A 20,648-nucleotide genomic window follows, 5' to 3' on the forward strand; every position below is an offset into this window, starting at 1 on the left:
GACAGTGGGTCAGTCGCGTTTGCAGATGCGGTCCAGGAGATTTGCGGTGGCCCGCTGGATGCGGGCGTCGACGTGGCCGGGGCGGTCCAGGGCCGGGGTCCAGGCGAACGTCCCGGAGGCGAAGACCCAGGCGCCGGAGGGGGCGCGGTACAGGGACGTCTCCTGGTGGCGCGGCGCGCCCTCCTTGTCCGTGTACGGCGAGTGGGCGAGCAGCACGCGCTCCTCGTGCTCGGGCAGTGGGGTGCGTGGGAAGTAGCGGTCGGCCTCGCCCGCCACCAGGCCCTCGATCTCGTCCCCCTCGTGCGCCCCGGTCGCCTCCCACAGCCAGTGGCCGGCGTTGCGCACGATCAGCGGATGCGGCACGGGGACGGGCCCGGCGTACTGGATGCCGAGGAGCTGCTGCTCCGCCCGGTCGATCTCCCGCCACAGCACCGGCTTGCCGGGGCCCCGGCGCTTGCGGCAGGTCAGCAGGCGGTCGGGGACGCCGGACGGGGAGGGGCCCAGTTCCACCTGCCAGTACATCGTGTTGGCGGAGAGGAAGACGAGCGAGGTGCCGGCGTCGCGGGCGAGCTCCACGGCGCCGCGCATCGCGGCCGACCAGTACTCGTCGTGGCCCGGGAAGACCAGGCCGCGGTAGCGGGTGGGGTCGACGCGGCCCGCGTGCAGGTCGCCGGCCGTGGCGTAGGCGACGTCGTAGCCGTAGCGCTCGGCCCAGCGGATGAAGTCGTAGGCGTGGCCGACGTGCAGCGGAAGGCCCGCGCCCGCGTACGGGCGGTCGAAGGAGACCGTGGTGGCGGCCTCGGACTCGCCCAGCAGACGGCCCTTCTCGTCCCAGGCGTGGTAGAGGCTGGCGCCGGTGCGGCCGTCCTCCGGGTAGAGGTTGTACGCCTGCCAGGTGATGTCGGGCAGGACGAGGAGCAGGTCGGCGGGCTGGTCGTGGCGGACCGTGAAGGGGACGTGGGAGCGGTAGCCGTCGGCGGTGGTGAGGACGGCGACGTACGCGCCGATGTTCCAGTACGACGGGATCTGAAGCCGCCAGGACAGCCACCAGTGGTGGCAGGAGACCGTGCGGTCCGCCGTGAGCGGCGGGGGCTGCACGATGCCGGACAGGCGCGGACTGGTGGTGATCTTCGCGGCGCCGTCACCGCCGTAGTGGCCGATGCGGTAGATGTCGACGCTGAACTCCTGCGGCGGGTCGACGGTGATGTGGAAGTCGATGGCCTCGCCGGGTGCGACCGCACCGGTGGAGGTGAAGCCCTTGATCTGGCGGTGGACGTCGTCGGCCGCGCGGGGGCCGCTGGAGCGGCTGCCCTTCTTCGGAGCCTGATCCGGGTCCTGGTCCACGTACCAGGGGACGACCTGGCCGCTGTCGTCGAAGTACGTCACGTTTCCGCGCAGCCACGGAACGGGGCCCTGCCCGAAGGGATCCGTCACGGCGTGCGCCAGCGCCCCCGACTCCCAGCGGCGGATCTGCTCCGAACCCATGGTTGCTTCCCCTCCCCTTCGCCCCCGTGGTGTGCGTGCTGTGTGGTGGGCTGCGACCTGTGTGGTTCCTTCGTGCTTATGTGTTTGTCGTATGTCGCAAGCCCTTGCCATGTGCGCGAACGGTCCAAGCACATCACATAATGCGCGCACTTCGTCACTGTTCGTTTCGAATTGGCCAGAAGCGGAAGCTGGTGCTCCGGCGGTCAGGCGAGCCGGACCGGCTTCTCGGGTCGTATCCCCAGCTCGGCCAGCCAGGCCCGCAGGGGCGTGGAGTCGCCGTCCTCGATCAGGGTGAGGACCTTGGGCGCCAGGTCGGCGGTGCGTTCGCCGTTGTGGAGGAGGGTCGGGCCGTCCAGCCAGTCCAGGCCCGGTGTCGCGCCCGCGGTGTCCATCGCGGCACAGCAGATCATCGCCGTGAGGTGGTCGGCGAGCAGTTCACGGGCCGTACGCGGGGGCTGGAGGGGGAAGAGGGGAAGGGTCCGGTCGTCCCAGAGGGCTGCGGGGTCCGGGGTGGGCGGGGTGTCCACGGAGCTGGCCGGCGGAGGGGCCGGGGTCGTGGGGGCGGAGGCCGACGGGCTTGGCGTCGCGGTGGCGGCGGCTGAGGTGCCGACGGCCGAGGCGGCGGCGGCCGAAGTGGCGGAGGCCGACGGGCTTGGCGCCGCCGTGGCTTCCTCGCGGGACAGTTCGGCCCTGAGCCGGGCGGCGAGCGTGGCACTGCGGGGGGTCGTACCGGAGAGGTCCTCTTCGTCGTCCGGGGGTCGTTCCGGGCCTCGGGGGGTGAAGGGTGTCTCTCCGGCCTGGTCCGTCAGGTGGTCCAGGACGCGGGACAGGGTCGGGCCGCCGGTGTCGGGGGCCGTGCCTCCCGGGGCCGGGTGGACGCCCATGGCGTCCAGGACGCGGTGGAGCCGGGCCGCGTCGATGCGCCACTTGCGGTCCACGACCTCCTCCGGATACTCGCTCCAGCCCACCGGCGACCAGTCGGGACCGGGCCCCGCCGGGCCTCCGTGGAAGAGGCGGGCGGCGAGCAGGGAGGCCGCCTCGTCGACCGCGCCCGGCTCCTCCAGCAGATCGCAGGCGGGCCGCTCACCGAGACGGGACGCGAAGCCCTCGGCCAGGCGGTCGCGCCGGGACAGCTCCGTGAGCGCCGCCACCACACCGGCGTCCAGCCGGGACGGCCAGCGGCCCATCCGCCAGGCGGGCAGCGCGACCCGGGTCAGCAGCCGGTCCCAGCCCGCGTACGCCAGGCCCACCTGCTCCTGGGCGACGATCCGCAGCCCGTAATCCACAGCCTGTGCACGCTCCGCGGCCGCGGCCGCCACGCCCCGCTCCATCTCGGCGGCGTGCACACGGCAACTGCGCAGCAGCAGCCGGGCCACCCAGCCGACACCGGCCAGGACGGCCCGCGACACCGGCCCGCGTTCCGGCGCCGAGGCCACGGCCACCGCGGCGTCGAGACCCCGGACGAAACGCCGGGCGGCGGCTATGTCCGGGTGCGCCGAGGGGCCCGTACCGGCGACGACCGGAGCGAGGACCGCACGCAGTTCGCCGACCCGCATCCACCACAGGAAGGGGGAGCCGATGACGAGGACCGGCGCGACCGGGTGACGGCGGTGCGCGTGTCCGCCACCGCCCGCTATGTCGTCGTGCTCCTCGGCGGGGGGCGGGCCGTGGGCCCGGTGGGTGCGGTCCTCCAGCCAGCTGTCGCAGTCCGGTGTGAGCGCTATCGCGGAGGGCGTGGGGACATCGAGGCGGTCGGCGAGGTCGCGCACCATCCGGTACAGGTCGGGGGCCGCTTCCTCGGTGATCGGGATGGTCGGGCTCATGGCGGGACGGGCCCGGGCGACGACCAGGGCGATACCGGCGGCGGCGAGCAGCACGAGGACCGCGACGGGCGTCAGGATCCAGCGGGCGGCATCCCAGCCGGGGCCGACGAGACGGCCGGTGGCGGCGCCCGCGAGCAGGATCACGGCGACGGCGGCGGGCAGCAGGGCGACGGCCAGCGCACGGCTGCGCATGCGCAGCACGACGAGTGCCCGTGACCGCGCGGCCTGCGCGCCTGCCTCCACACCCATTCCGGTCACGACCGACCTCACCCCCTCCCCGTTGACCTGACGCTTTCCTTGCTCACTCCCCCACTGTGGCACCGGCCACTGACATCGCAATGTCGGTGGGCCAAGTGCCGGAACGCTTTGCGCCGCACCCTAGTTGGGGCTCCGCCCCACGTCAGCCCGATAGGTCATTGGTCACTCGATGGAATGGCTTTGGGGAGAGGTGGATGACGGACAGCGAGGATCAGGCCCCGCATACCGAAACTTCAGGCCCCGGATCCTGAGACGGATCCGGGGCCTGTGAGGTTCAGCGAGCGGGTCGGATTCCCGCGATGGTGTGATGCCGAGTGCCGGGGTTGACGAGTGGTGGTGACGCCGGGTGCCGGTGGTGACGCCGGGTGCCGGAATCGCCGGTTACGCGCCTGCCGCCTTCGCGGCGATGTCCGTGCGGTGCTGGGAGCCGTCGAGGTGGATGCGGGCGACGGCCGCGTAGGCGCGGTCGCGGGCCTCGGTGAGGTCCTTGCCGGTGGCCGTGACGGACAGGACGCGGCCGCCCGCGCTGACGATCGCGTCACCGTCGCGCTTGGTGCCGGCGTGCAGCACGTAGGCGTGCGGGGCGTCCTGGGCGGCGACCTCGTCGAGACCGGTGATCGGGTCGCCGGTGCGGGGGGTGCCGGGGTAGTTGTGCGAGGCGACGACCACCGTCACGGCCGCGTCGTCGCTCCAGCGCAGCGGCTCCAGGTGGGCGAGGTTGCCGGTGGCCGCGGCCATCAGGAGACCGGCCAGCGGCGTCTTCAGCCGGGCGAGGACGACCTGGGTCTCGGGGTCGCCGAAGCGGGCGTTGAACTCGATCACGCGCACCCCGCGGGAGGTGATCGCGAGACCGGCGTAGAGCAGCCCGGAGAACGGCGTGCCGCGGCGCTTCATCTCGTCCACGGTCGGCTGGAGGACCGTCTGCACCACCTCGTCGACCAGCTTCGGGTCGGCCCACGGCAGCGGCGAGTACGCCCCCATGCCGCCGGTGTTCGGCCCCTCGTCGCCGTCCAGCGCGCGCTTGAAGTCCTGGGCGGGCTGCAGCGGTACGACCGTCTCGCCGTCGGTGACGGCGAACAGGGAGACCTCTGGGCCGTCCAGGTACTCCTCGATGACCACGCGCTCGCAGGCGGCGGCATGGGCCCTGGCCGCCTCGATGTCGTCCGTGACGACGACACCCTTGCCGGCGGCCAGCCCGTCGTCCTTGACGACGTACGGAGCACCGAAGGCGTCGAGGGCCGCGTCGACCTCCTCCGGAGTCGTGCAGACGTACGACCGTGCCGTGGGCACCTCGGCCACCGCCATGACGTCTTTCGCGAAGGCCTTGGAGCCCTCCAGCTGCGCGGCCTGGCCGGACGGGCCGAAGACCGGGATGCCGGCCTCGCGGACGGCGTCGGCGACACCGGCGACGAGCGGCGCCTCCGGGCCGACGACCACGAGGTCCGCGCCGAGCCGCGTGGCCAGCGCGGTGACGGCCGCGCCGTCCAGGGCGTCGACCTGGTGCAGCTCGGCGACCTCCGCGATGCCGGCGTTGCCGGGGGCGCAGTGCAGCGCGGTGACGTCGGGGTCGTGGGACAGGGAGTGGCACAGGGCGTGTTCGCGGGCGCCGCTGCCGATGACGAGGACCTTCACGGGGTCAGCCTAACGGGAGGTGGCGGGTTCCCTTTGTGCGGGCTTCCGAAGGGGGCGGGGATCTTGGGTTGGAGGTTTCTCCAACCCGGGCTCTTCGGCGCTGGTCGCCCGAGGCCCCTTCGACCGGGGCTTCTCCGGCTGCCTCGGGCGCGTAGGGCTCGTCGGCCGCCTAGGGCTCGTTCGAGAACTCCTCCACCACCGTCGCCCCGAGCTCCCGCACGATCAGCTCCTGGCCGGAGAGGGCCGACTCGTCGAGGTCGGGATCGTCGTCCTCGGGGATGTCGTCCTCGACGGAGACGGACCGGGGCGCCGGGGCGGAGGGCTGGGGTACGGGGGCGGTCGGTGCGGGGGCCGCGGCGGAGCCGCGGGTGGGTGCGCTCGACTGCTGGGCTGGGGCGGACGGGGCCGTCGACTGGGAGGGGGCGGAGCGCTGGGCGGTCGCCGTACCGCCGCTACCGCTGCCGGTGCCGGCGGTGTAGCCGCCACCTCCACCGCCGGCGTTGTAGCCGCCACCGCCGCCGTAGCCGCCGGTGCCGCCGTGACCGCCCTGGCCGCCTCCGAACCCGGAAGGGCCGCCCGGGGCCTGCGGCGCGGAGCCGCCGGACGGATCGACGATCGCCTCGATCTTCCACTGGACGTTGAACTGCTCGCCCAGCGCCTGCCGCAGCACGTCCTCACTGCCGCTGCTCAGGAAGTTGTCACGCGCGCCGGCGTTGACGAAGCCGAGCTGGAGGGTGGTGCCGTCGAATCCGGTCACCTGGGCGTTCTGGCTGAGCAGGATCCAGGTGAATCGACGGCGGTTCTTGACCGCTTCCAGGATGTTCGGCCAGAGCATGCGGGGGTCGAGACCGCCGGGCGCCGGGGCGTGGGCGGGGGCCGGAGCGGTCGGTGCCGGGGCCGAGGGCGCCGGTGGGGGGCTGCTGGGTGTGGGCGCGCTCGGAGCAGGGGTGCTCTGAGCTGGGGTGCTCGCTGCCGGGGGGTTCGACGCGGGTGTGGGTGCGCCCGAGCTGGCCGTGGGCCAGCCGCCCGGGCGACGGCCGCTGCCGGCGGAGGCCGCGGTGGGCCAGGCACCGGGGGCCGGGGCGGAGGCGGCTGCGGGAGCGTCGGAGGGAGCGGGAGACTGAGCGGGCGGTGTCCGGGGCGGCTGGGCAGGCTGGGCCTGGGCAGGCTGGGCGCGCCCGCCGTCGGTGGGGCCGGAGGTCGGCGCGGGCTCGGCGGGAGCGGGCGGGCCCGAGACCGCCGACTGCTGGGCCTCCTGGCGTGCCGCAGCGGGGGCTTGCGCAGGCCCGCCCGCGGCCGGCGCGTGACCGCCACTGCCGCTGCCGACACCGGGCCCGCCGGGGGCCCCGGGGGACCCGCCGCCCGGCGCTCCAGAGGCGCGGACCGCCGCCCGGGCCGCGGCCGGACCGCCACCCGGCGGCACGGGAGCGGCCGCCGGAGCAGCCGCCGCTGCCCCATGCCCCTCCGGCCCTGGCGCGTACCCCATGGCGGGCATGCCGGCGGGCCCCTGCGAGGAGAAGTTCACGCCGCGCTCGATCCGGTCCAGACGGGCCATGACGGACCGCTCGTCGCCGTAGGCGGCGGGGAGCAGGACGCGCGCGCAGATCAGCTCCAGCTGGAGACGGGACGAGTGGGCGCCGCGCATCTCGGTCAGGCCCTCGTTGACCAGGTCGGCGGCCCGGCTCAGCTCGGCGGCGCCGAAGGTGCCGGCCTGGGCCTGCATGCGCTCGACGACGTCGGCGGGGGCGTCGATGAGCCCCTTCTCGGCCGCGTCCGGGACGGCGGCGAGGATCACCAGGTCACGCAGGCGCTCCAGCAGGTCGGCGACGAACCGACGCGGGTCGTTCCCGCCCTCGATCACGCGGTCGACGACCTCGAAGGCCGCGGACCCGTCACCGGTGGCGAAGGCCTCGACGACGGAGTCGAGGAGGGAGCCGTCGGTGTATCCGAGCAGGGCGGTGGCCATGGCATACGTCACACCGTCCGCCGCGGCGCCGGCCAGCAGCTGGTCCATGACGGACATGGAGTCACGCACGGACCCGCCACCGGCGCGCACGACGAGGGGGAGGACACCGTCCTCGACCGGGATGGCCTCCTTCTGGCACACCTCGGCGAGGTACTCCCGCAAGGTCCCGGGCGGAACGAGCCGGAACGGGTAGTGATGGGTCCGCGACCGGATGGTCCCGATGACCTTCTCGGGCTCGGTGGTCGCGAAGATGAACTTGAGATGCTCCGGCGGCTCCTCGACGACCTTCAGCAGCGCGTTGAAACCGGCCGACGTGACCATGTGGGCCTCGTCGATGATGTAGATCTTGTACCGGCTGCGGGCAGGTCCGAAGAAGGCCTTCTCGCGCAGGTCACGGGCGTCGTCCACGCCACCGTGGGAAGCGGCGTCGATCTCGATGACGTCGATGGAACCGGGTCCGTTGCGCGCGAGGTCCTGACAGGACTGGCACTCACCGCACGGCGTGGGGGTAGGGCCCTGCTCGCAGTTCAGACACCGCGCCAGGATCCGCGCACTGGTCGTCTTGCCACAGCCGCGCGGCCCGCTGAACAGGTACGCGTGGTTGACCCGGTTGTTGCGCAGCGCCTGCTGCAACGGGTCGGTGACGTGCTGCTGCCCGATGACCTCGGCGAAGGTCTCCGGGCGATAGCGGCGGTACAGAGCGAGAGACGACACGCATACGAGGTTATAGGCGCCCACTGACAACGGACCCCGCCACCGGAGGCCGGAACGCAAACGCCCCCCACGCACCCGCCAGAGCCAACCTACCCTTGCTGCCTTCCGGCCCTGGGGGAGTTCAGTCAGATAGCGCCGCGTGAGGGGCTGCGCCAAGGCTACCTGATGTCTGGGGCAGGGAACGAGTTCGCGAGCACTCCTCTCGGTCATGTAATGTTTCCGGCGGAGGATTCGCCTAGAGGCCTAGGGCGCACGCTTGGAAAGCGTGTTGGGGGCAACCCCTCACGAGTTCGAATCTCGTATCCTCCGCCAGTGCCTCACCGGGCACGATGTCGAAGGGCCCCACCGCTTGCGGTGGGGCCCTTCGACGTGCGTGGTTGCAGTTCTCGACGGCTGGAAGATCCCGGCCTGTCTCGCCCGTGCTCACGCCGGCTTCTCCGGCTTCTCCGGGGCGATCTCCTCGATCAGGTCCTCGACCAGCTTCCTGATGTCGTCGCGGATCGGGCGGACCGCCTCGACGCCCTGGCCGGCCGGGTCCTCCAGCTGCCAGTCCAGGTAGCGCTTGCCGGGGAAGACCGGGCAGGTGTCGCCGCAGCCCATGGTGATGCAGATGTCCGACTCCTCGACCGCGTCGACCGTCAGGATCTTCGGGGTCTCGGAGGAGATGTCGATGCCGACCTCCCGCATCGCTTCGACGGCGGCGGGGTTGACCTGGTCGCCCGGGTCGGAGCCGGCGGAGCGGACCTCGACGCGGTCCCCGGCCAGGTGGCTCAGCCACGCCGCGGCCATCTGGGAACGGCCCGCGTTGTGGACACAGACGAAGAGCACGGAGGGCTTGTCGGACATCAGAGGTCTCTCTTGTCTCACGACGGCATCAGGAGCGAATGACATCAGCACCCGATGGTGTCAGCCACCGCCGGCGTGACAGTATCAGCGCATGCTGACGTCAGTCGACACTGATCTGATGCGGGCTCTGGCCGACCCGCTTCGGCTCCGGATCGTGACCCTGCTCGCCGAAGAGACGCTGTGCACCACCCACCTGGTGGAGGAGACCGGTGCCCGGCAGACCAACCTCTCCAACCATCTGAGAGTGCTGCGCGAGGCCGGGGTCGTCGAGACCGAGCCTTGCGGCCGATGGACCTACTACAAGCTCAGGCCGGACGTCATCGCCCAGCTCGCCGGGCAGCTCGCCGACCTGGCCGCGGTCGCTCGCACCGCCGCCGACAACAAGAGGGCCTGCCCGTGACCTCCACCGAAGCGCCCGCGACCACCGAGGAGCCCTCGGTCGCCGCGAAGCTGTCGACGCTCGACCGCTTCCTCGCCGTATGGATCCTGCTCGCCATGGCCCTCGGCCTCGGGCTCGGCCGGCTGATCCCCGGCCTGGACGACGCCCTGGCGAAGGTGGAGATCGGTGGCATTTCGCTGCCCATCGCCGTCGGATTGCTGATCATGATGTATCCGGTCCTGGCGAAGGTCCGCTACGACAAGCTCGACGCTGTCACCGGCGACCGGAGGCTGATGGTGTCGTCGCTGGTCATCAACTGGGTCCTCGGCCCGGCCGTGATGTTCGCGCTGGCGTGGACCTTCCTGCCGGACCTGCCCGAGTACCGCACCGGCCTGATCATCGTGGGCCTGGCGCGCTGCATCGCCATGGTCGTCATCTGGAACGACCTCGCCTGCGGCGACCGCGAAGCCGCGGCCGTCCTGGTCGCCCTCAACTCGGTCTTCCAGGTCGTCGCCTTCGGCCTGCTGGGCTGGTTCTACCTCGACCTGCTGCCCGGCCGGCTCGGCCTCGGCGACGGCGAACATCTCGACATCTCCCTGTGGAAGATCGCGCTGAACGTCGTCATCTTCCTCGGCATCCCGCTGCTGGCCGGGTTCCTCACCCGCCGCGTCGGCGAGAGGAGGCTCGGCCGCGACACGTACGAGAACACCTTCCTGTCGAGGATCGGCCCGTGGGCGCTGTACGGACTGCTCTTCACGATCGTCGTCCTCTTCGCGCTGCAGGGGAAGACGATCACCTCGCAGCCGCTGGACGTCGCCCGCATCGCCCTGCCGCTGCTCGTCTACTTCGCCGTGATGTGGTTCGGCAGCTTCGCCCTCGGCAAGGCCATCGGTCTGGCCTACGACCGCACCGCCACGCTCGCCTTCACCGCGGCGGGCAACAACTTCGAGCTGGCCATCGCGGTCGCCATCGCCACCTTCGGCGTGACCTCCGGGCAGGCGCTGTCCGGTGTGGTCGGGCCGCTGATCGAGGTGCCGGTGCTGGTCGCGCTCGTGCATGTGTCCCTGGCCTGGCGGCGCAGGTTCGCGCGGTGGACGGAGCGGAGTCACGGCCCGCACAACCTCTTCTAACCTCTTCCTGTGCCAGCCTCCCGCCTGCATCGCGTCGCCGTCCTGGTGCTCAAGGGTGCGAAGCCGCTCGATGTCGGAATTCCCGCGCAGGTCTTCACGACCCGCGCGAGCATGCCGTACGAGGTGCGGGTGTGCGGGGCGACACCCGGTGTCGTGACCGGCGGCGACGGCCTCGCGTACTACGTCGCCCACGGCCTCGACGCCCTTGCGTGGGCCGACATCGTCTTCGTCCCCGGCTACCGGTTCCCGGACCGCGACGACCCGCCGCAGGCCGTCCTCGACGCACTGATCGCGGCGCACGACCGGGGTGCGCGGCTCGCCGCCATCTCGACGGGCGCCTTCGCGCTCGCCGCCACAGGCCTGCTCGACGGCAGGCGCGCCACGACGCACTGGCACTACACACGAGCCCTCATGGCCAGGCATCCGCTCGTCCAGGTCGACGAGAACGTGCTGTTCGTCGACGAGGGCAGCCTGCTCACCTCGGCCGGCGCCGCCTCCGGCATCGACCTGTGCCTGCACATCCTGCGCGCCGACCACGGGGTGGCCGCGTCCAACCACGCGGCCCGCCGTCTGGTCGCGGCCCCCTACCGCAGCGGCGGCCAGGCCCAGTACGTGCCGCGCAGCGTCCCCGAGCCGCTCGGCGAGCGCTTCGGCGCCACCCGCGAGTGGGCGCTGCGCCACCTCGGCGAGCCCCTCACCCTCGACGTACTGGCGCGGCAGGCCGGGGTGTCGCCGCGTACGTTCTCCCGGCGCTTCGTCGAGGAGACCGGCTACACGCCGATGCAGTGGGTGCTGCGCGCCCGCATCGACCTGGCCCGCGAACTGCTCGAGCGGTCGAAGCGGAGTGTCGAGCAGATCGCCGCGGACGTCGGTCTCGGTACCGGCGCGAACCTGCGCCTGCACTTCCAGCGCGTCCTCGGCACCACCCCGAGCGAGTACCGGCGAACTTTCACCCGGGGCGAGTAGCACCGTGGCGGGATCCCCTTGAACCTCCTGGCGGGGTCCCTTGACCCCCTGGCGGGGTTTTCGTGAACCCCTTGGCGGGATCCTTTTGAACCGTGGCGATCGCGCCACTGTCCGCGGCGTGAGCCGCGCGCGAGCCTGGTGGTGAAGGGAAGGGACATCACTCATGACTCGCATCGCCATCAACGGATTCGGCCGCATCGGACGCAATGTGCTGCGCGCCCTGCTGGAACGCGACAGCGCCCTGGAGATCGTCGCCGTCAACGACCTCACCGAGCCCGCCACGCTCGCCCGGCTGCTCGCCTACGACAGCACCGCCGGCCGGCTCGGGCGTCCGGTGACCGTCGACGGGGACGTCCTCGTCGTCGACGGCCGTCGGATCACGGTGCTGGCCGAGCGCGAACCGGCGCAACTGCCGTGGGCCGACCTCGGCGTCGATGTCGTCCTGGAGGCGACGGGCCGTTTCACCTCGGCCGAGGCCGCCCGCGCGCACCTCGACGCGGGCGCGAAGAAGGTGCTCGTCAGCGCGCCGTCGGACGGCGCCGACGTCACGCTCGCGTTCGGGGTCAACACCGAGGCCTACGACCCGGACCTGCACACGATCGTCTCGAACGCCTCCTGCACGACCAACGCGCTCGCTCCGCTGGCCTGGGTGCTCGACGAACTCGCCGGTATCGAGCACGGCTTCATGACGACGGTGCACGCCTACACGCAGGAGCAGAACCTTCAGGACGGTCCGCACCGCGACGCCCGCCGTGCCCGTGCCGCCGGGGTCAACATCGTGCCGACCACGACCGGCGCCGCCAAGGCGATCGGCCTGGTGCTGCCGAACCTCGACGGCAAGCTGTCGGGCGACTCGATCCGCGTACCGGTGCCGGTGGGCTCGATCGTCGAACTCAACACGACCGTCGCCCGCGACGTGACGCGCGACGACGTGCTGGCGGCCTACCGGAACGCGGCAGAGGGACGGCTCGCCGGCATCCTCGAGTACTCCGAGGATCCGCTCGTCTCCTCCGACATCACCGGCAACCCGGCCTCGTCGATCTTCGACTCCGCCCTCACCCGTGTCGACGGCCGCCACGTGAAGGTCGTCGCCTGGTACGACAACGAGTGGGGCTTCTCGAACCGCGTGATCGACACGCTGGAGTTCCTCGCCACCCGCTGAAGATTCGACTCGCGGGTCGGACTGCGGCCGGCAGTCAGACTGCGGCCGGCGCGATGGTCAGCAGCTTGCCCATCGCGGCCAGCACGGACGGCTCGACCCGGTAGTAGACCCAGGTGCCGCGCCGCTCGGAGGTGAGCAGCCCCGCCTCCTTGAGCTTCTTCAGGTGGTGGGAGACGGTCGGCTGGGAGACGCCGACGTCGGAGATGTCGCACACGCACGCCTCGCCGCCCTCGTGCGAGGCCACCGCCGAGAACAGCCGCAGCCGCACCGGATCACCCAGGGCCTTGAACATCCGGGCGGCCGTCTCGGCCTCCTCGGCGGTGAACGGGCGCTCGGTGAGCGGCGGGCAGCACGGCGCCACAGCCTCGGCACCTTCGGGTTCCAGCAGCGGCAGCACCTTCGTATTCGACATGCATCTATGTTGACACACGTCGAACCAAGCGAAGAAGGAGGAACCAAGAGGCTTCGATTTCGATGAACGTCTATGTTGACGCTTGTCGAAGCAGGTGTCATGCTGGCTCCACAGGTCATCGACGAACGTCGAAGCAAGGGGAGTCTCGTGGCCGTGTCCATCAAGAACGTGCCCACCACCGACGAGCCGCCCGTCGTGGTCATCGGCGCCGGCCCGGTCGGCCTGGCCGCCGCCGCCCGCCTCGTCGAGCGCGGTGTCGAACCCCTGGTCCTGGAAGCCGGGCCGTCGGCCGGCACCGCCGTACGGGAGTGGTCACACGTGCGGCTGTTCTCCCGCTGGGCAGAAATCACCGACCCCGCCGCCGAGAAGCTCCTCGCCCCGACCGGCTGGGTCCGCCCCGACGGCGCCGCGTATCCCACCGGCGGTGACTGGGCGAAGCAGTACCTCCAGCCCCTCGCCGACGTCCTCGGCGACAAGGTCCGCTACGGCGCCACCGTCACCGGCGTCGCCCGCGCCGGACGCGACCGCGTCGTCGGCTCCGGCCGCGACGAGCAGCCCTTCGCCGTGCACATCCTGTCGGCCGACGGCCGCGAGGAACGGATCAGCGCCCGCGCGGTCATCGACGCCTCGGGCACGTGGTCCCTCCCCGGCCCGCTGGGCGCCGACGGTCTGCCCGCCCTCGGCGAGAAGGCCACCGCCGGACGCATCTCCTACCGCATCCCCGACCTGGGCGACCCCGCCGTCCGCGCCCGGTACGCGGGTCGGCGCACCGCCGTGGTCGGCTCCGGCGCCTCCGCCTTCACGGCCCTCGCCGTCCTCGCCGACCTCGCGAAGGAGGAGCCGGGCACGCACGCGGTGTGGATCCTGCGCCGCGGCATCACCGGCTCGACGTTCGGCGGCGGCGAGGCCGACCAGCTGCCCGCGCGCGGCGCCCTCGGCCTGCGCGCCAAGGCCGCGGTGGACGAAGGCCGCGCGAGCGCGGTCACCGGGTTCCGTACGCAGGCCGTCGAGCGGGACGGTGCCAGGGCGGTCCTGGTCGCCGAGGACGGGCGCCGCCTGGACCCGGTCGACGAGCTGATCGTCCTGACCGGTCTCCGTCCGGACCTGTCCTTCCTCTCCGAGCTCCGCCTCGGCCTGGACGACCGCCTCCAGGCGCCCACCGCCCTGGCCCCGCTCATCGACCCCGACGTCCACTCCTGCGGCACCGTCCACCCGCACGGCGTGAACGAGCTCTCCCACCCGGAGCAGGGCGTCTACCTGGTCGGCATGAAGTCCTACGGCCGCGCGCCCACATTCCTCGCGATGACCGGCTACGAGCAGGTCCGCTCCGTCACCGCCGCGATCGCCGGAGACCGTGCGGCCGCCGAGCGGGTCGAGCTGACCCTGCCTCAGACCGGCGTGTGCGGCGGGGCCGGCCTGTTCGACGAGCCCGGCACCGCCCCGGCTGAGAACGGAGGCTGCTGCGCCACTCCGGTCACCGCGCAGACCGGCACCGGCACGCCGGCCACCGCCTCCAGCGGCTGCTGAACTCCCCGCCCACTCCAGGAGGTTCCGCCATGACGTCCCGTGTCCAGCTCGCCCTCCGTGTCCCCGACCTCGCCGAATCCGTGGCCTTCTACACGAAGCTCTTCGGTGCGGAGCCCGCCAAACTCCGCGACGGCTACGCGAACTTCGCCATCGCCGAGCCGCCGCTGAAGCTCGTTCTCATCGAGGGCACCGCAGGAGAGACGACCCGCATGGACCACCTCGGCGTCGAGGTCGAGACGACCGAGGCGGTGCACGCCGCCACCGCCCGCCTGGGCGAGGCGGGCCTGACCACCGACGTGGAGAACGACACGACCTGTTGCTACGCCGTCCAGGACAAGGTCTGGGTCCACGGCCCCGGCCAGGAACCCTGGGAGGTGTACGTCGTCAAGGCCGACGCCGACTCGCCGGCCAGGCAGCAGGACAGCACCTGCTGCAGCGAGCCGGCCTCGGTCGGACCCGGTGGCCTCTGAGCGTCTGCGGACGGTCAGTTGCAGCAGTCGCAGCCCGGGCGACAGCCGCACACACCGTCCGCGTCAGCACCGATGACCGGCGCGGCGGGAACCGACGGCGCGCAGCAGCCCTTGCCCTGCCAGGCGTCGCGGCCCTCCTTGAGGGCGATGGCCGCGATGACGAGGGCGGCGATGGGGTCGGCCCACGACCACCCCTGGGTGGCGTTGAGCACCAGGCCGACCAGGAGCACTGCTGAGAGGTACGTGCACAGCAGCGTCTGCTTGGAGTCGGCGACCGCGCTGGCGGAGCCGAGTTCACGGCCCGCGTGGCGTTGGGCCGCTGACAGGAACGGCATGACCGCGAGGGAGAGGGCGGCGAGCACGATGCCGGGAAGGGAACGCTCCGCCTCCCCCGCCCCGGCCCCGGTCAGCGCGCGGACGGCGTCGACGGTGACGTAGGCGGCGAGCGCGAAGAACGACACCGCGATGATCCGCAGGACCGTCTTCTCCCGGGCCTCGCGCACGGCGTGCTCGCGGGCGGAGAACTGCCAGGCCACCGCGGCGGCGGAGGAGACCTCGATGGCCGAGTCCAGGCCGAAGCCGATCAGGGCGGTCGAGGAGGCGAGAGTGCCGGCGGTGATGGCGACGACCGCCTCGATGACGTTGTAGGTGATCGTCGCCGTGACCAGCAGACGTATCCGACGGGCGAGCACGTCCCGGCGGGCCGGGGAAGGCCCGAGGGATGTCGCGGTCATCAGCAGCAGCCCTTGTCGCCGGCCTCCGCACAGGTGCGGTCGGTCTCGACGGCGACCACGGCCGCACGCAGGTCGTCCAGCGCGTGACCGAGACGCTCGTCGGCCAGTTCGTAGCGGGTACGGCGGCCGTCGGGCACGGTGACGACCAGTCCGCAGTCGCGCAGGCACGCGAGGTGGTTGGAGAGCCGGGTGCGCGAGATGCCGAGGGTGTCGGCGAGATCGGCGGGGTAGACCGGGGCCTCGCGCAGCGCGAGCAGGATGCGGCAGCGGATCGGATCCGCGAGCGCGCGGCCGAAGCGGGCCAGCACTTCGATGTCGGGGGCAAGAGTCAGCACAGCGCGAGAGTACATGGATTCCTGAATTCAGGAAACCGTGGATCATCGACCAGCCCGCCTTCTTCCACCGGATGCGTCGCGGTGAGATCATCGCGTCGTCTCGGCGCGCTTCGGGAGGGCGAATGGGTCTTGCCTCGGCGGAGGTCGTGCTGCACGCGGCCGGGAAGTGCGAGGACGGATACGGCGGGTGGGCTGCGGTCCTGACGTACGGAGCTCACCAGCGCGAGATGAGCGGCAGCGGCAACGGCACCGGCGTGACGTCCCACCGGATGGCGTTGACGGCCGTCGTGGAAGGGCTCACGGCGCTGACCCGCCCGTCGCGGGTACGGATCTGCGTGGCCGACGAGGCCCTGCACGAGAAGCGCGCCAAGCGCCGCCCGCCCGACGAGCCGGACCTGTGGCAGAGGCTGCGTCCGCTGCTCGCCCGGCACCACGTCGAATGGACGGAGCCCGGCTCCTGGGCCGGCGTGGACGACGAGGACAGCGAGTACGACGGGGACGGCGAAGGCGACGCGTACGACGAGTGGGCGGCCGAGGGGCCCTGCGACCTGGCCGCCGAACTGGCTTTTCACCAGCACCGAGGCGAGGCGGTCAGGGCGGGAGCGCAGGGCGAGGGGAACACACTGGCCGTCGCGGTGGCGCGGTTCCTGGCCGAGCGGTGGGACGACATGCACGCGTTCGAGGCCGCCGACGACGTCATCTCGACGCTGCGTTTCAGTATCGGCTGGTACGGCGACACGCCGTTCACCGAGATGGCGCCCGCCGAGATCGTCGATGAGCTGGGCCCCTTCTTCAGCAGCACCCTGCCCCACAAGCAGCACGCGTCGCCCCACGAACTCCGGGCGGCGAAACGCGTGGTGACGGACCTGCTGAACTGGCTGGTCGCGAACGGCCACGTCGACGCCGACGCGGCCCGGGACCGCCTGGAGGACATCGACATCACCGTGGACGAGCGGGCCTGCCTCAAGGAGTTCGTCGACGCGTTCGGCGACGACGATCTCGTGCCCTGGCCCGACCGCTCCCGCGTCGAGGAGAGCGTCGACTGCCAGTACCTGACGATCGCGGAAGTGGCCGGCAGGTCCCTCACGTTCAAGGACCACGACGGATACGACGAGGACGACTGCCCGGTGGTGGGCCCGGTCCCGGTCCGCCCCGAGATCGCCGCCCAGGCCCGGACCGGCTGGCGGATCCTGCTGTCCGCGGTGAAGGTACGGGGGCAGTGGAGACTCGTCGAGGTGGTCAGCGGGGATCCGTAGGAACCGGGTCAGTTCTCGGTGTCGTCCGACCCGCGTGGCCAGATCGCGAGCGCGATCAGCTACGCCGACCGGTCCGACGCCGGCCACACGTACGGCAGGTCGTCCGGGACTCCGGGGAACAGGGCCGCGTAGGTGGTGGGGTCCTTGCGGACGAGGGCCGAGCGGTGGCTGTGGTGGAAGCGGGCGTCGCCCAGCCAAGGGGGCAGTTCGCCCTCGACCGCCAGGACGTGCTGGTCGCGGACCGGGGCGTGCGGGCGGATCGCCGCGAGGTCGGCGACCAGGGTGGCCGCGCAGCTGTCCTGGTGGCCCTGTTCGCGCCAGACGCGGCAGATCTCCAGGCCGTACCGGACGAGTGCCTCCTCGTATCCGGCCCACATCCGGACCGCCGGGTGGTGGCGCCAGCCGTACCCCGGTACGACCAGGCCGCGCAGCACCTGCAGCGCCTCGACCCGCTGTTTGCCGAGCCGGCGGCGGTCCAGGACCAGGGCCGAGTCCCGGAAGCCGGGGTAGGGGAGGAAGGTCTGCACGCCGTCCCGTCCTGGGTGCCTACCGCTCCGCGCCGGTGCGGGGGGTGCCGCTCGGGCGGCGGCGGCCGAGGGCCAGAGCCAGGGCGATCATCGCGACGCCCAGCGCGAAGTGCAGCCAGTCGTCCGCGGTGTCGAGGGGGACGAAGTTGGCGTCGCTGTCGTTGCCGACGGACAGGCCGTAGACCCACAGCACCAGGTAGACGGCGCCGCCGACGAGCAGGTACGAGTACGCACCGGCGGCCGTGCCGGCGAGGGCCAGGCCGATCAGACCGTAGACCAGGTGCACGAGGTTGTGCAGGACCGATATCTGGAACACGCCCAGCAGCTCGGCGCCCGACTCGTGGGAGGCGATCTCCATCGAGCCGTAGTCGGTGGTGACGCCGGGGATGAATCCCAGCACGCCGACCAGGAGGAAGACGAAGCCCACCAGCTGGGCGGCCCGTTGCACGGGCGCCGCGGCGGCCCGGTGGGAAGGGTGTGTGGTCATGGCCGGTGGATCCTCACTGGGGAGGCAGGGTCTGTTCCGCCCAGATGGTCTTGCCCGTGGGGCCCTGGCGCGTGCCCCAGCGCGCGGTCAGCTGGGCCACGAGGAGCAGACCGCGCCCGCCCTCGTCGTAACCGCGGGCGCGCCGCAGGTGGGGAGCGGTGTTGCCGCCGTCGGAGACCTCGCAGATCAGGGTGTTGTCGTGGATCAGACGGAGCTGGATCGGCGGCCCCGCGTGCCGGATGGCGTTGGTGACGAGTTCGCTGACGACCAGTTCGGTGACGAAGGCCGCGTCGGACAGCCCCCACCTCTCCAGCTGCGCCACCACGTCCTTGCGGGTCTGGGCGACCGCGGACGGGTCGTCCGGCACCGCCCAGGTGGCGACCTGGCTCGCGTCGAGCGCGCGGGTGCGGGCGACGAGCAGGGCCACGTCGTCGGCCGGGCGCTGCGGCAGCAGGTCGGCCAGCACGGTGTCGCACAGGGCGTCCAGCGAGGGCGCCACGGGGGTGCCCCCTGCTCGAACGAAGCCGAGAGCTTGTGGGCGGGCGAGGGCCTCGAGCAGCCGGTGGACGCCGGCGTCGGGGTCCCGGTCCCGGTTCACGACCAGGCCGTTGGTGTAGAGGACGATCAGGCTGCCCTCGGGCAGGACGACCTCGGTGGCCTCGTGGGGCAGGCCGCCCACGCCGAGCGGGGGCGCGGCCTGCAGGTCGACCAGCTCGACCCTCCCGTCGGGCCGCACCACGGCCGGCATCGGATGCCCGGCCGCGGCGAAGCAGCAGCGCCGCGACACGGGGTCGTACACGGCGTACAGGCAGGTCGCGCCCACGTCCCCGGAGGTCTCCGCGCCCTCCCCGTCCTCCCCCTCCACGTTCAGCCGGACGACGAGGTCGTCCAGGTGTGTGAGGAGCTCGTCGCTCGGCAGGTCGATGTCGGCGAGGGTGCGTACGGCCGTGCGCAGCCGGCCCATGGTCGCGGAGGCGTGCAGGCCGTGGCCGACGACGTCGCCGACGACCAGGGCCACCCGCGCCCCGGAGAGGGGGATGACGTCGAACCAGTCGCCGCCGACACCGGCGTGCCCGCCCGTCGGCAGATAGCGGGACGCGACCTCGACCGCCGCCTGCCGGGGCAGCCGCTGCGGCAGCAGGCTGCGCTGGAGCGTGACGGCCGTGGCGCGCTCCAGCGTGTAGCGGCGGGCATTGTCGATGCTGACCGCGGCCCGGGCCGCCAGTTCCCCGGCCAGGACCAGGTCGTCGTGCCGGAAGGTCTCGGGGTTGCGGTACCGGAGGAAGAACGCGACTCCCAGCGTGATGCCGCGGGCGGCGAGCGGCACGGTCATCACCGAGTGGATGCCGAACGCCCTGATCCGCGCGGCGCGCTCCGGGTCGTGCGCGAGCCACGCCGTGAACGCCGGGTCGGTCACCTCGTGCAGGGTGGCGCGTCCCGCGCGCAGGCTCTCGTAGGGCGCCGAGCCCTCCGGGTAGGAGTCCACCTGGCCGGCCGCCACGGCCGCCTCCGGGGCCCCGGGGGTCACGGACCGCAGCGCCGCCCGCCGCAGCAGCAACGGGCCGTCCGCCGGAAGGACCTGGGCGGGCGGTTCGGGTACGTCGTCCAGCGCGGCGAGCAGATCGACGCTGACGAAGTCGGCCAGGGCCGGGACGGTCACGTCCGTCAGCTCCTGGGCCGTGCGCCGCACGTCGAGCGTGCCGCCGATGCGCCGGCCGGCCTCGGCGATCAGCTGGAGCCGCTTGCGGGCCCAGAACTGTTCCGACATGTCGTGCGCGGAGAGGCAGACGCCCTGGATCGTGCCCTCGGCGTCCCGCAGCGCGGACTCGAAGACCGACCAGGCGTGCTCGCGGGTCTCGCCCGGGGCGCGCAGATAGTTCTCCTCGTACTGCGGCTCGCCGGTCCGCAGCACCCTGGCCATGCTGCGTTCCGCCCGCTCACCGGCCTCGTTGTCGACGATCTCGGACACGCGCAGGCCCAGCATCTCCTCCTCGGTGAGCGCCATGGCCCGCTCCATGCCCTCGTTGGCCCGCCGGAGCCGGAGCCGGGTGTCGTAGATCGCCAGGGCGCAGCACGGGGACTGGGTGAAGCTCCAGCTCACGAGGGATTCGTCGAGGGCGGGCCGGGGCTGCCGGCGGGTCAGGGCGGAGAGGAGGAGCCATGCGGGGTCGCCGGTGCCGGGCGCCCTGTGGTGGGCGAGGACACTGACGGTGAGCTTCCGGCCGTCGTGGTGGCGGAGCGCGACGTCGCCGTTCCACCGGGGCAGTCCGGAGAGCGTGGGCAGGCCGCCCCGGACCGGGATCGGCTCGGCCAGCAGATCCGCGGCGCGGCGTCCGGTCATCTGCCGGGCCGGGTACCCGAGGAGCCGCTCGGCGCCCGTGTTCCAGCCGGTCACCCTGCCCTGCTCGTCGAGGGTGACGCGGGCGGTCAGGGGCTCGCCGACGAGGTCCGCGAGATCCGCGAGGGCTTCGGAGGATTCGGTTTCCGTTCCGCGCGACCGGCCGGCTCGGCCGGCGGTGACGGGCTGCTCCATGATCGG

General features: G+C 72.4%; 18 protein-coding genes, 1 tRNA gene and 1 other RNA gene. 8 read left to right on the plus strand and 12 right to left on the minus strand.

Features of this window, described 5'->3' with window-relative positions; translation table 11 throughout:
• Nucleotides 1-9 precede the first annotated feature (9 nt).
• The 5 genes from GTY47_RS27035 to ffs form a co-directional block, all read right to left on the minus strand.
• Nucleotides 10-1,485, minus strand: coding sequence for a N,N-dimethylformamidase beta subunit family domain-containing protein (locus GTY47_RS27035; RefSeq protein ID WP_010045057.1), 1,476 nt, complete (start codon nt 1,483-1,485; stop codon nt 10-12).
• A 203-nt stretch (nt 1,486-1,688) separates the two neighbouring features.
• Nucleotides 1,689-3,557, minus strand: a complete 1,869-nt coding sequence (locus GTY47_RS27040) for a hypothetical protein (protein ID WP_010045059.1) — start codon at nt 3,555-3,557, stop codon at nt 1,689-1,691.
• A 390-nt stretch (nt 3,558-3,947) separates the two neighbouring features.
• Nucleotides 3,948-5,198: a phosphoribosylamine--glycine ligase gene (gene purD / locus GTY47_RS27045; protein WP_010045061.1), complete on the minus strand. Its 1,251-nt coding sequence runs from the start codon at nt 5,196-5,198 to the stop codon at nt 3,948-3,950.
• Nucleotides 5,199-5,367: 169 nt separating this feature from the next.
• Complete coding sequence (locus GTY47_RS27050; protein ID WP_010045063.1) at nt 5,368-7,878, minus strand: DNA polymerase III subunit gamma and tau; 2,511 nt, start codon at nt 7,876-7,878, stop codon at nt 5,368-5,370.
• 53 nt (nt 7,879-7,931) lie between these two features.
• Nucleotides 7,932-8,030, minus strand: an RNA gene (ffs, locus tag GTY47_RS27055) — signal recognition particle sRNA small type.
• A gap of 72 nt (nt 8,031-8,102) precedes the next feature.
• Here ffs and GTY47_RS27060 point away from each other — a divergent pair.
• Nucleotides 8,103-8,190 (plus strand) — tRNA-Ser (locus GTY47_RS27060).
• Between the two features lie 111 nt (nt 8,191-8,301).
• Here the strand turns inward: GTY47_RS27060 and GTY47_RS27065 are convergent.
• Complete coding sequence (locus GTY47_RS27065; RefSeq protein ID WP_010045065.1) at nt 8,302-8,724, minus strand: arsenate reductase ArsC; 423 nt, start codon at nt 8,722-8,724, stop codon at nt 8,302-8,304.
• A gap of 91 nt (nt 8,725-8,815) precedes the next feature.
• On the opposite strand from GTY47_RS27065, the gene GTY47_RS27070 reads away from it, so the two are divergent.
• The 4 genes from GTY47_RS27070 (at nt 8,816) to gap (ending at nt 12,361) form a co-directional block, all read left to right on the plus strand.
• Nucleotides 8,816-9,124 carry a metalloregulator ArsR/SmtB family transcription factor gene (locus GTY47_RS27070; RefSeq protein ID WP_010045067.1) on the plus strand — a complete coding sequence of 103 codons (309 nt, stop codon included), beginning with the start codon at nt 8,816-8,818 and terminating at the stop codon, nt 9,122-9,124.
• Nucleotides 9,121-10,233: an ACR3 family arsenite efflux transporter gene (gene arsB, locus GTY47_RS27075; protein WP_010045071.1), complete on the plus strand. Its 1,113-nt coding sequence runs from the start codon at nt 9,121-9,123 to the stop codon at nt 10,231-10,233. The genes GTY47_RS27070 and arsB overlap by 4 nt, the downstream gene beginning before the upstream one ends.
• A 9-nt stretch (nt 10,234-10,242) precedes the next feature.
• A complete protein-coding gene (locus GTY47_RS27080) occupies nt 10,243-11,199 on the plus strand; it encodes a helix-turn-helix domain-containing protein (RefSeq protein WP_010045073.1) in 957 nt (318 codons plus the stop codon).
• 163 nt (nt 11,200-11,362) lie between these two features.
• The gene (gene gap / locus GTY47_RS27085; protein WP_010045075.1) at nt 11,363-12,361 is read left to right on the plus strand and encodes a type I glyceraldehyde-3-phosphate dehydrogenase; all 999 of its coding nucleotides are present in this window, start codon (nt 11,363-11,365) and stop codon (nt 12,359-12,361) included.
• 34 nt (nt 12,362-12,395) lie between these two features.
• Here the strand turns inward: gap and GTY47_RS27090 are convergent, their stop codons facing one another.
• Nucleotides 12,396-12,773: a metalloregulator ArsR/SmtB family transcription factor gene (locus GTY47_RS27090; protein WP_029181536.1), complete on the minus strand. Its 378-nt coding sequence runs from the start codon at nt 12,771-12,773 to the stop codon at nt 12,396-12,398.
• Between the two features lie 153 nt (nt 12,774-12,926).
• Here GTY47_RS27090 and GTY47_RS27095 point away from each other — a divergent pair, with 153 nt between their 5' ends.
• Together GTY47_RS27095 and GTY47_RS27100 are read left to right on the plus strand one after the other, a co-directional pair.
• A complete protein-coding gene (locus GTY47_RS27095) occupies nt 12,927-14,300 on the plus strand; it encodes an NAD(P)-binding domain-containing protein (RefSeq protein WP_231911247.1) in 1,374 nt (457 codons plus the stop codon).
• A 29-nt stretch (nt 14,301-14,329) separates the two neighbouring features.
• Entirely contained in the window at nt 14,330-14,770 is a 441-nt protein-coding gene (locus GTY47_RS27100; protein WP_010045080.1) for an ArsI/CadI family heavy metal resistance metalloenzyme, read from the plus strand.
• 14 nt (nt 14,771-14,784) lie between these two features.
• On the opposite strand, the gene GTY47_RS27105 is transcribed toward GTY47_RS27100, so the two are convergent.
• Both GTY47_RS27105 and GTY47_RS27110 read right to left on the minus strand, forming a co-directional pair.
• Nucleotides 14,785-15,504, minus strand: a complete 720-nt coding sequence (locus tag GTY47_RS27105) for a cation transporter (RefSeq protein WP_010045081.1) — start codon at nt 15,502-15,504, stop codon at nt 14,785-14,787.
• Nucleotides 15,504-15,839 (minus strand): metalloregulator ArsR/SmtB family transcription factor, encoded by a 336-nt coding sequence (locus GTY47_RS27110; RefSeq protein ID WP_010045082.1) that lies wholly within the window; start codon nt 15,837-15,839, stop codon nt 15,504-15,506. Before GTY47_RS27110 ends, GTY47_RS27105 begins: the two co-directional genes overlap by 1 nt.
• 122 nt (nt 15,840-15,961) lie before the next feature.
• On the opposite strand from GTY47_RS27110, the gene GTY47_RS27115 reads away from it, so the two are divergent.
• A complete protein-coding gene (locus tag GTY47_RS27115; protein WP_010045083.1) occupies nt 15,962-17,095 on the plus strand; it encodes a ribonuclease H in 1,134 nt (377 codons plus the stop codon).
• 59 nt (nt 17,096-17,154) lie between these two features.
• On the opposite strand, the gene GTY47_RS27120 is transcribed toward GTY47_RS27115, so the two are convergent.
• Genes GTY47_RS27120 through GTY47_RS27130 form a run of 3 tightly spaced genes read right to left on the minus strand, consistent with a single transcriptional unit; the run spans nt 17,155 to nt 20,642 of the window.
• Nucleotides 17,155-17,622 carry an MSMEG_6728 family protein gene (locus tag GTY47_RS27120; RefSeq protein ID WP_010045084.1) on the minus strand — a complete coding sequence of 156 codons (468 nt, stop codon included), beginning with the start codon at nt 17,620-17,622 and terminating at the stop codon, nt 17,155-17,157.
• Between the two features lie 19 nt (nt 17,623-17,641).
• The gene (locus GTY47_RS27125; protein ID WP_010045088.1) at nt 17,642-18,109 is read right to left on the minus strand and encodes a DUF4383 domain-containing protein; all 468 of its coding nucleotides are present in this window, start codon (nt 18,107-18,109) and stop codon (nt 17,642-17,644) included.
• A gap of 13 nt (nt 18,110-18,122) precedes the next feature.
• A complete protein-coding gene (locus GTY47_RS27130) occupies nt 18,123-20,642 on the minus strand; it encodes a SpoIIE family protein phosphatase (protein ID WP_010045090.1) in 2,520 nt (839 codons plus the stop codon).
• Nucleotides 20,643-20,648 lie beyond the last annotated feature (6 nt).

It is taken from the genome of Streptomyces sp. SID5464 (assembly GCF_009862985.1).
Taxonomy (GTDB): domain Bacteria; phylum Actinomycetota; class Actinomycetes; order Streptomycetales; family Streptomycetaceae; genus Streptomyces; species Streptomyces chartreusis_D.

Bases quoted from the DNA above. Each gene is read 5' to 3' on its own strand.
- GTY47_RS27035 (WP_010045057.1), bottom strand. From the start codon at position 1,485: ATGGGTTCGGAGCAGATCCGCCGCTGGGAGTCGGGGGCGCTGGCGCAC.
- GTY47_RS27040 (WP_010045059.1), bottom strand. From the start codon at position 3,557: ATGGGTGTGGAGGCAGGCGCGCAGGCCGCGCGGTCACGGGCACTCGTC.
- GTY47_RS27065 (WP_010045065.1), bottom strand. From the start codon at position 8,724: ATGTCCGACAAGCCCTCCGTGCTCTTCGTCTGTGTCCACAACGCGGGC.
- GTY47_RS27070 (WP_010045067.1), top strand. From the start codon at position 8,816: ATGCTGACGTCAGTCGACACTGATCTGATGCGGGCTCTGGCCGACCCG.
- gap (WP_010045075.1), top strand. From the start codon at position 11,363: ATGACTCGCATCGCCATCAACGGATTCGGCCGCATCGGACGCAATGTG.
- GTY47_RS27090 (WP_029181536.1), bottom strand. From the start codon at position 12,773: ATGTCGAATACGAAGGTGCTGCCGCTGCTGGAACCCGAAGGTGCCGAG.
- GTY47_RS27100 (WP_010045080.1), top strand. From the start codon at position 14,330: ATGACGTCCCGTGTCCAGCTCGCCCTCCGTGTCCCCGACCTCGCCGAA.
- GTY47_RS27105 (WP_010045081.1), bottom strand. From the start codon at position 15,504: ATGACCGCGACATCCCTCGGGCCTTCCCCGGCCCGCCGGGACGTGCTC.
- GTY47_RS27115 (WP_010045083.1), top strand. From the start codon at position 15,962: ATGGGTCTTGCCTCGGCGGAGGTCGTGCTGCACGCGGCCGGGAAGTGC.
- GTY47_RS27125 (WP_010045088.1), bottom strand. From the start codon at position 18,109: ATGACCACACACCCTTCCCACCGGGCCGCCGCGGCGCCCGTGCAACGG.
- GTY47_RS27130 (WP_010045090.1), bottom strand. From the start codon at position 20,642: ATGGAGCAGCCCGTCACCGCCGGCCGAGCCGGCCGGTCGCGCGGAACG.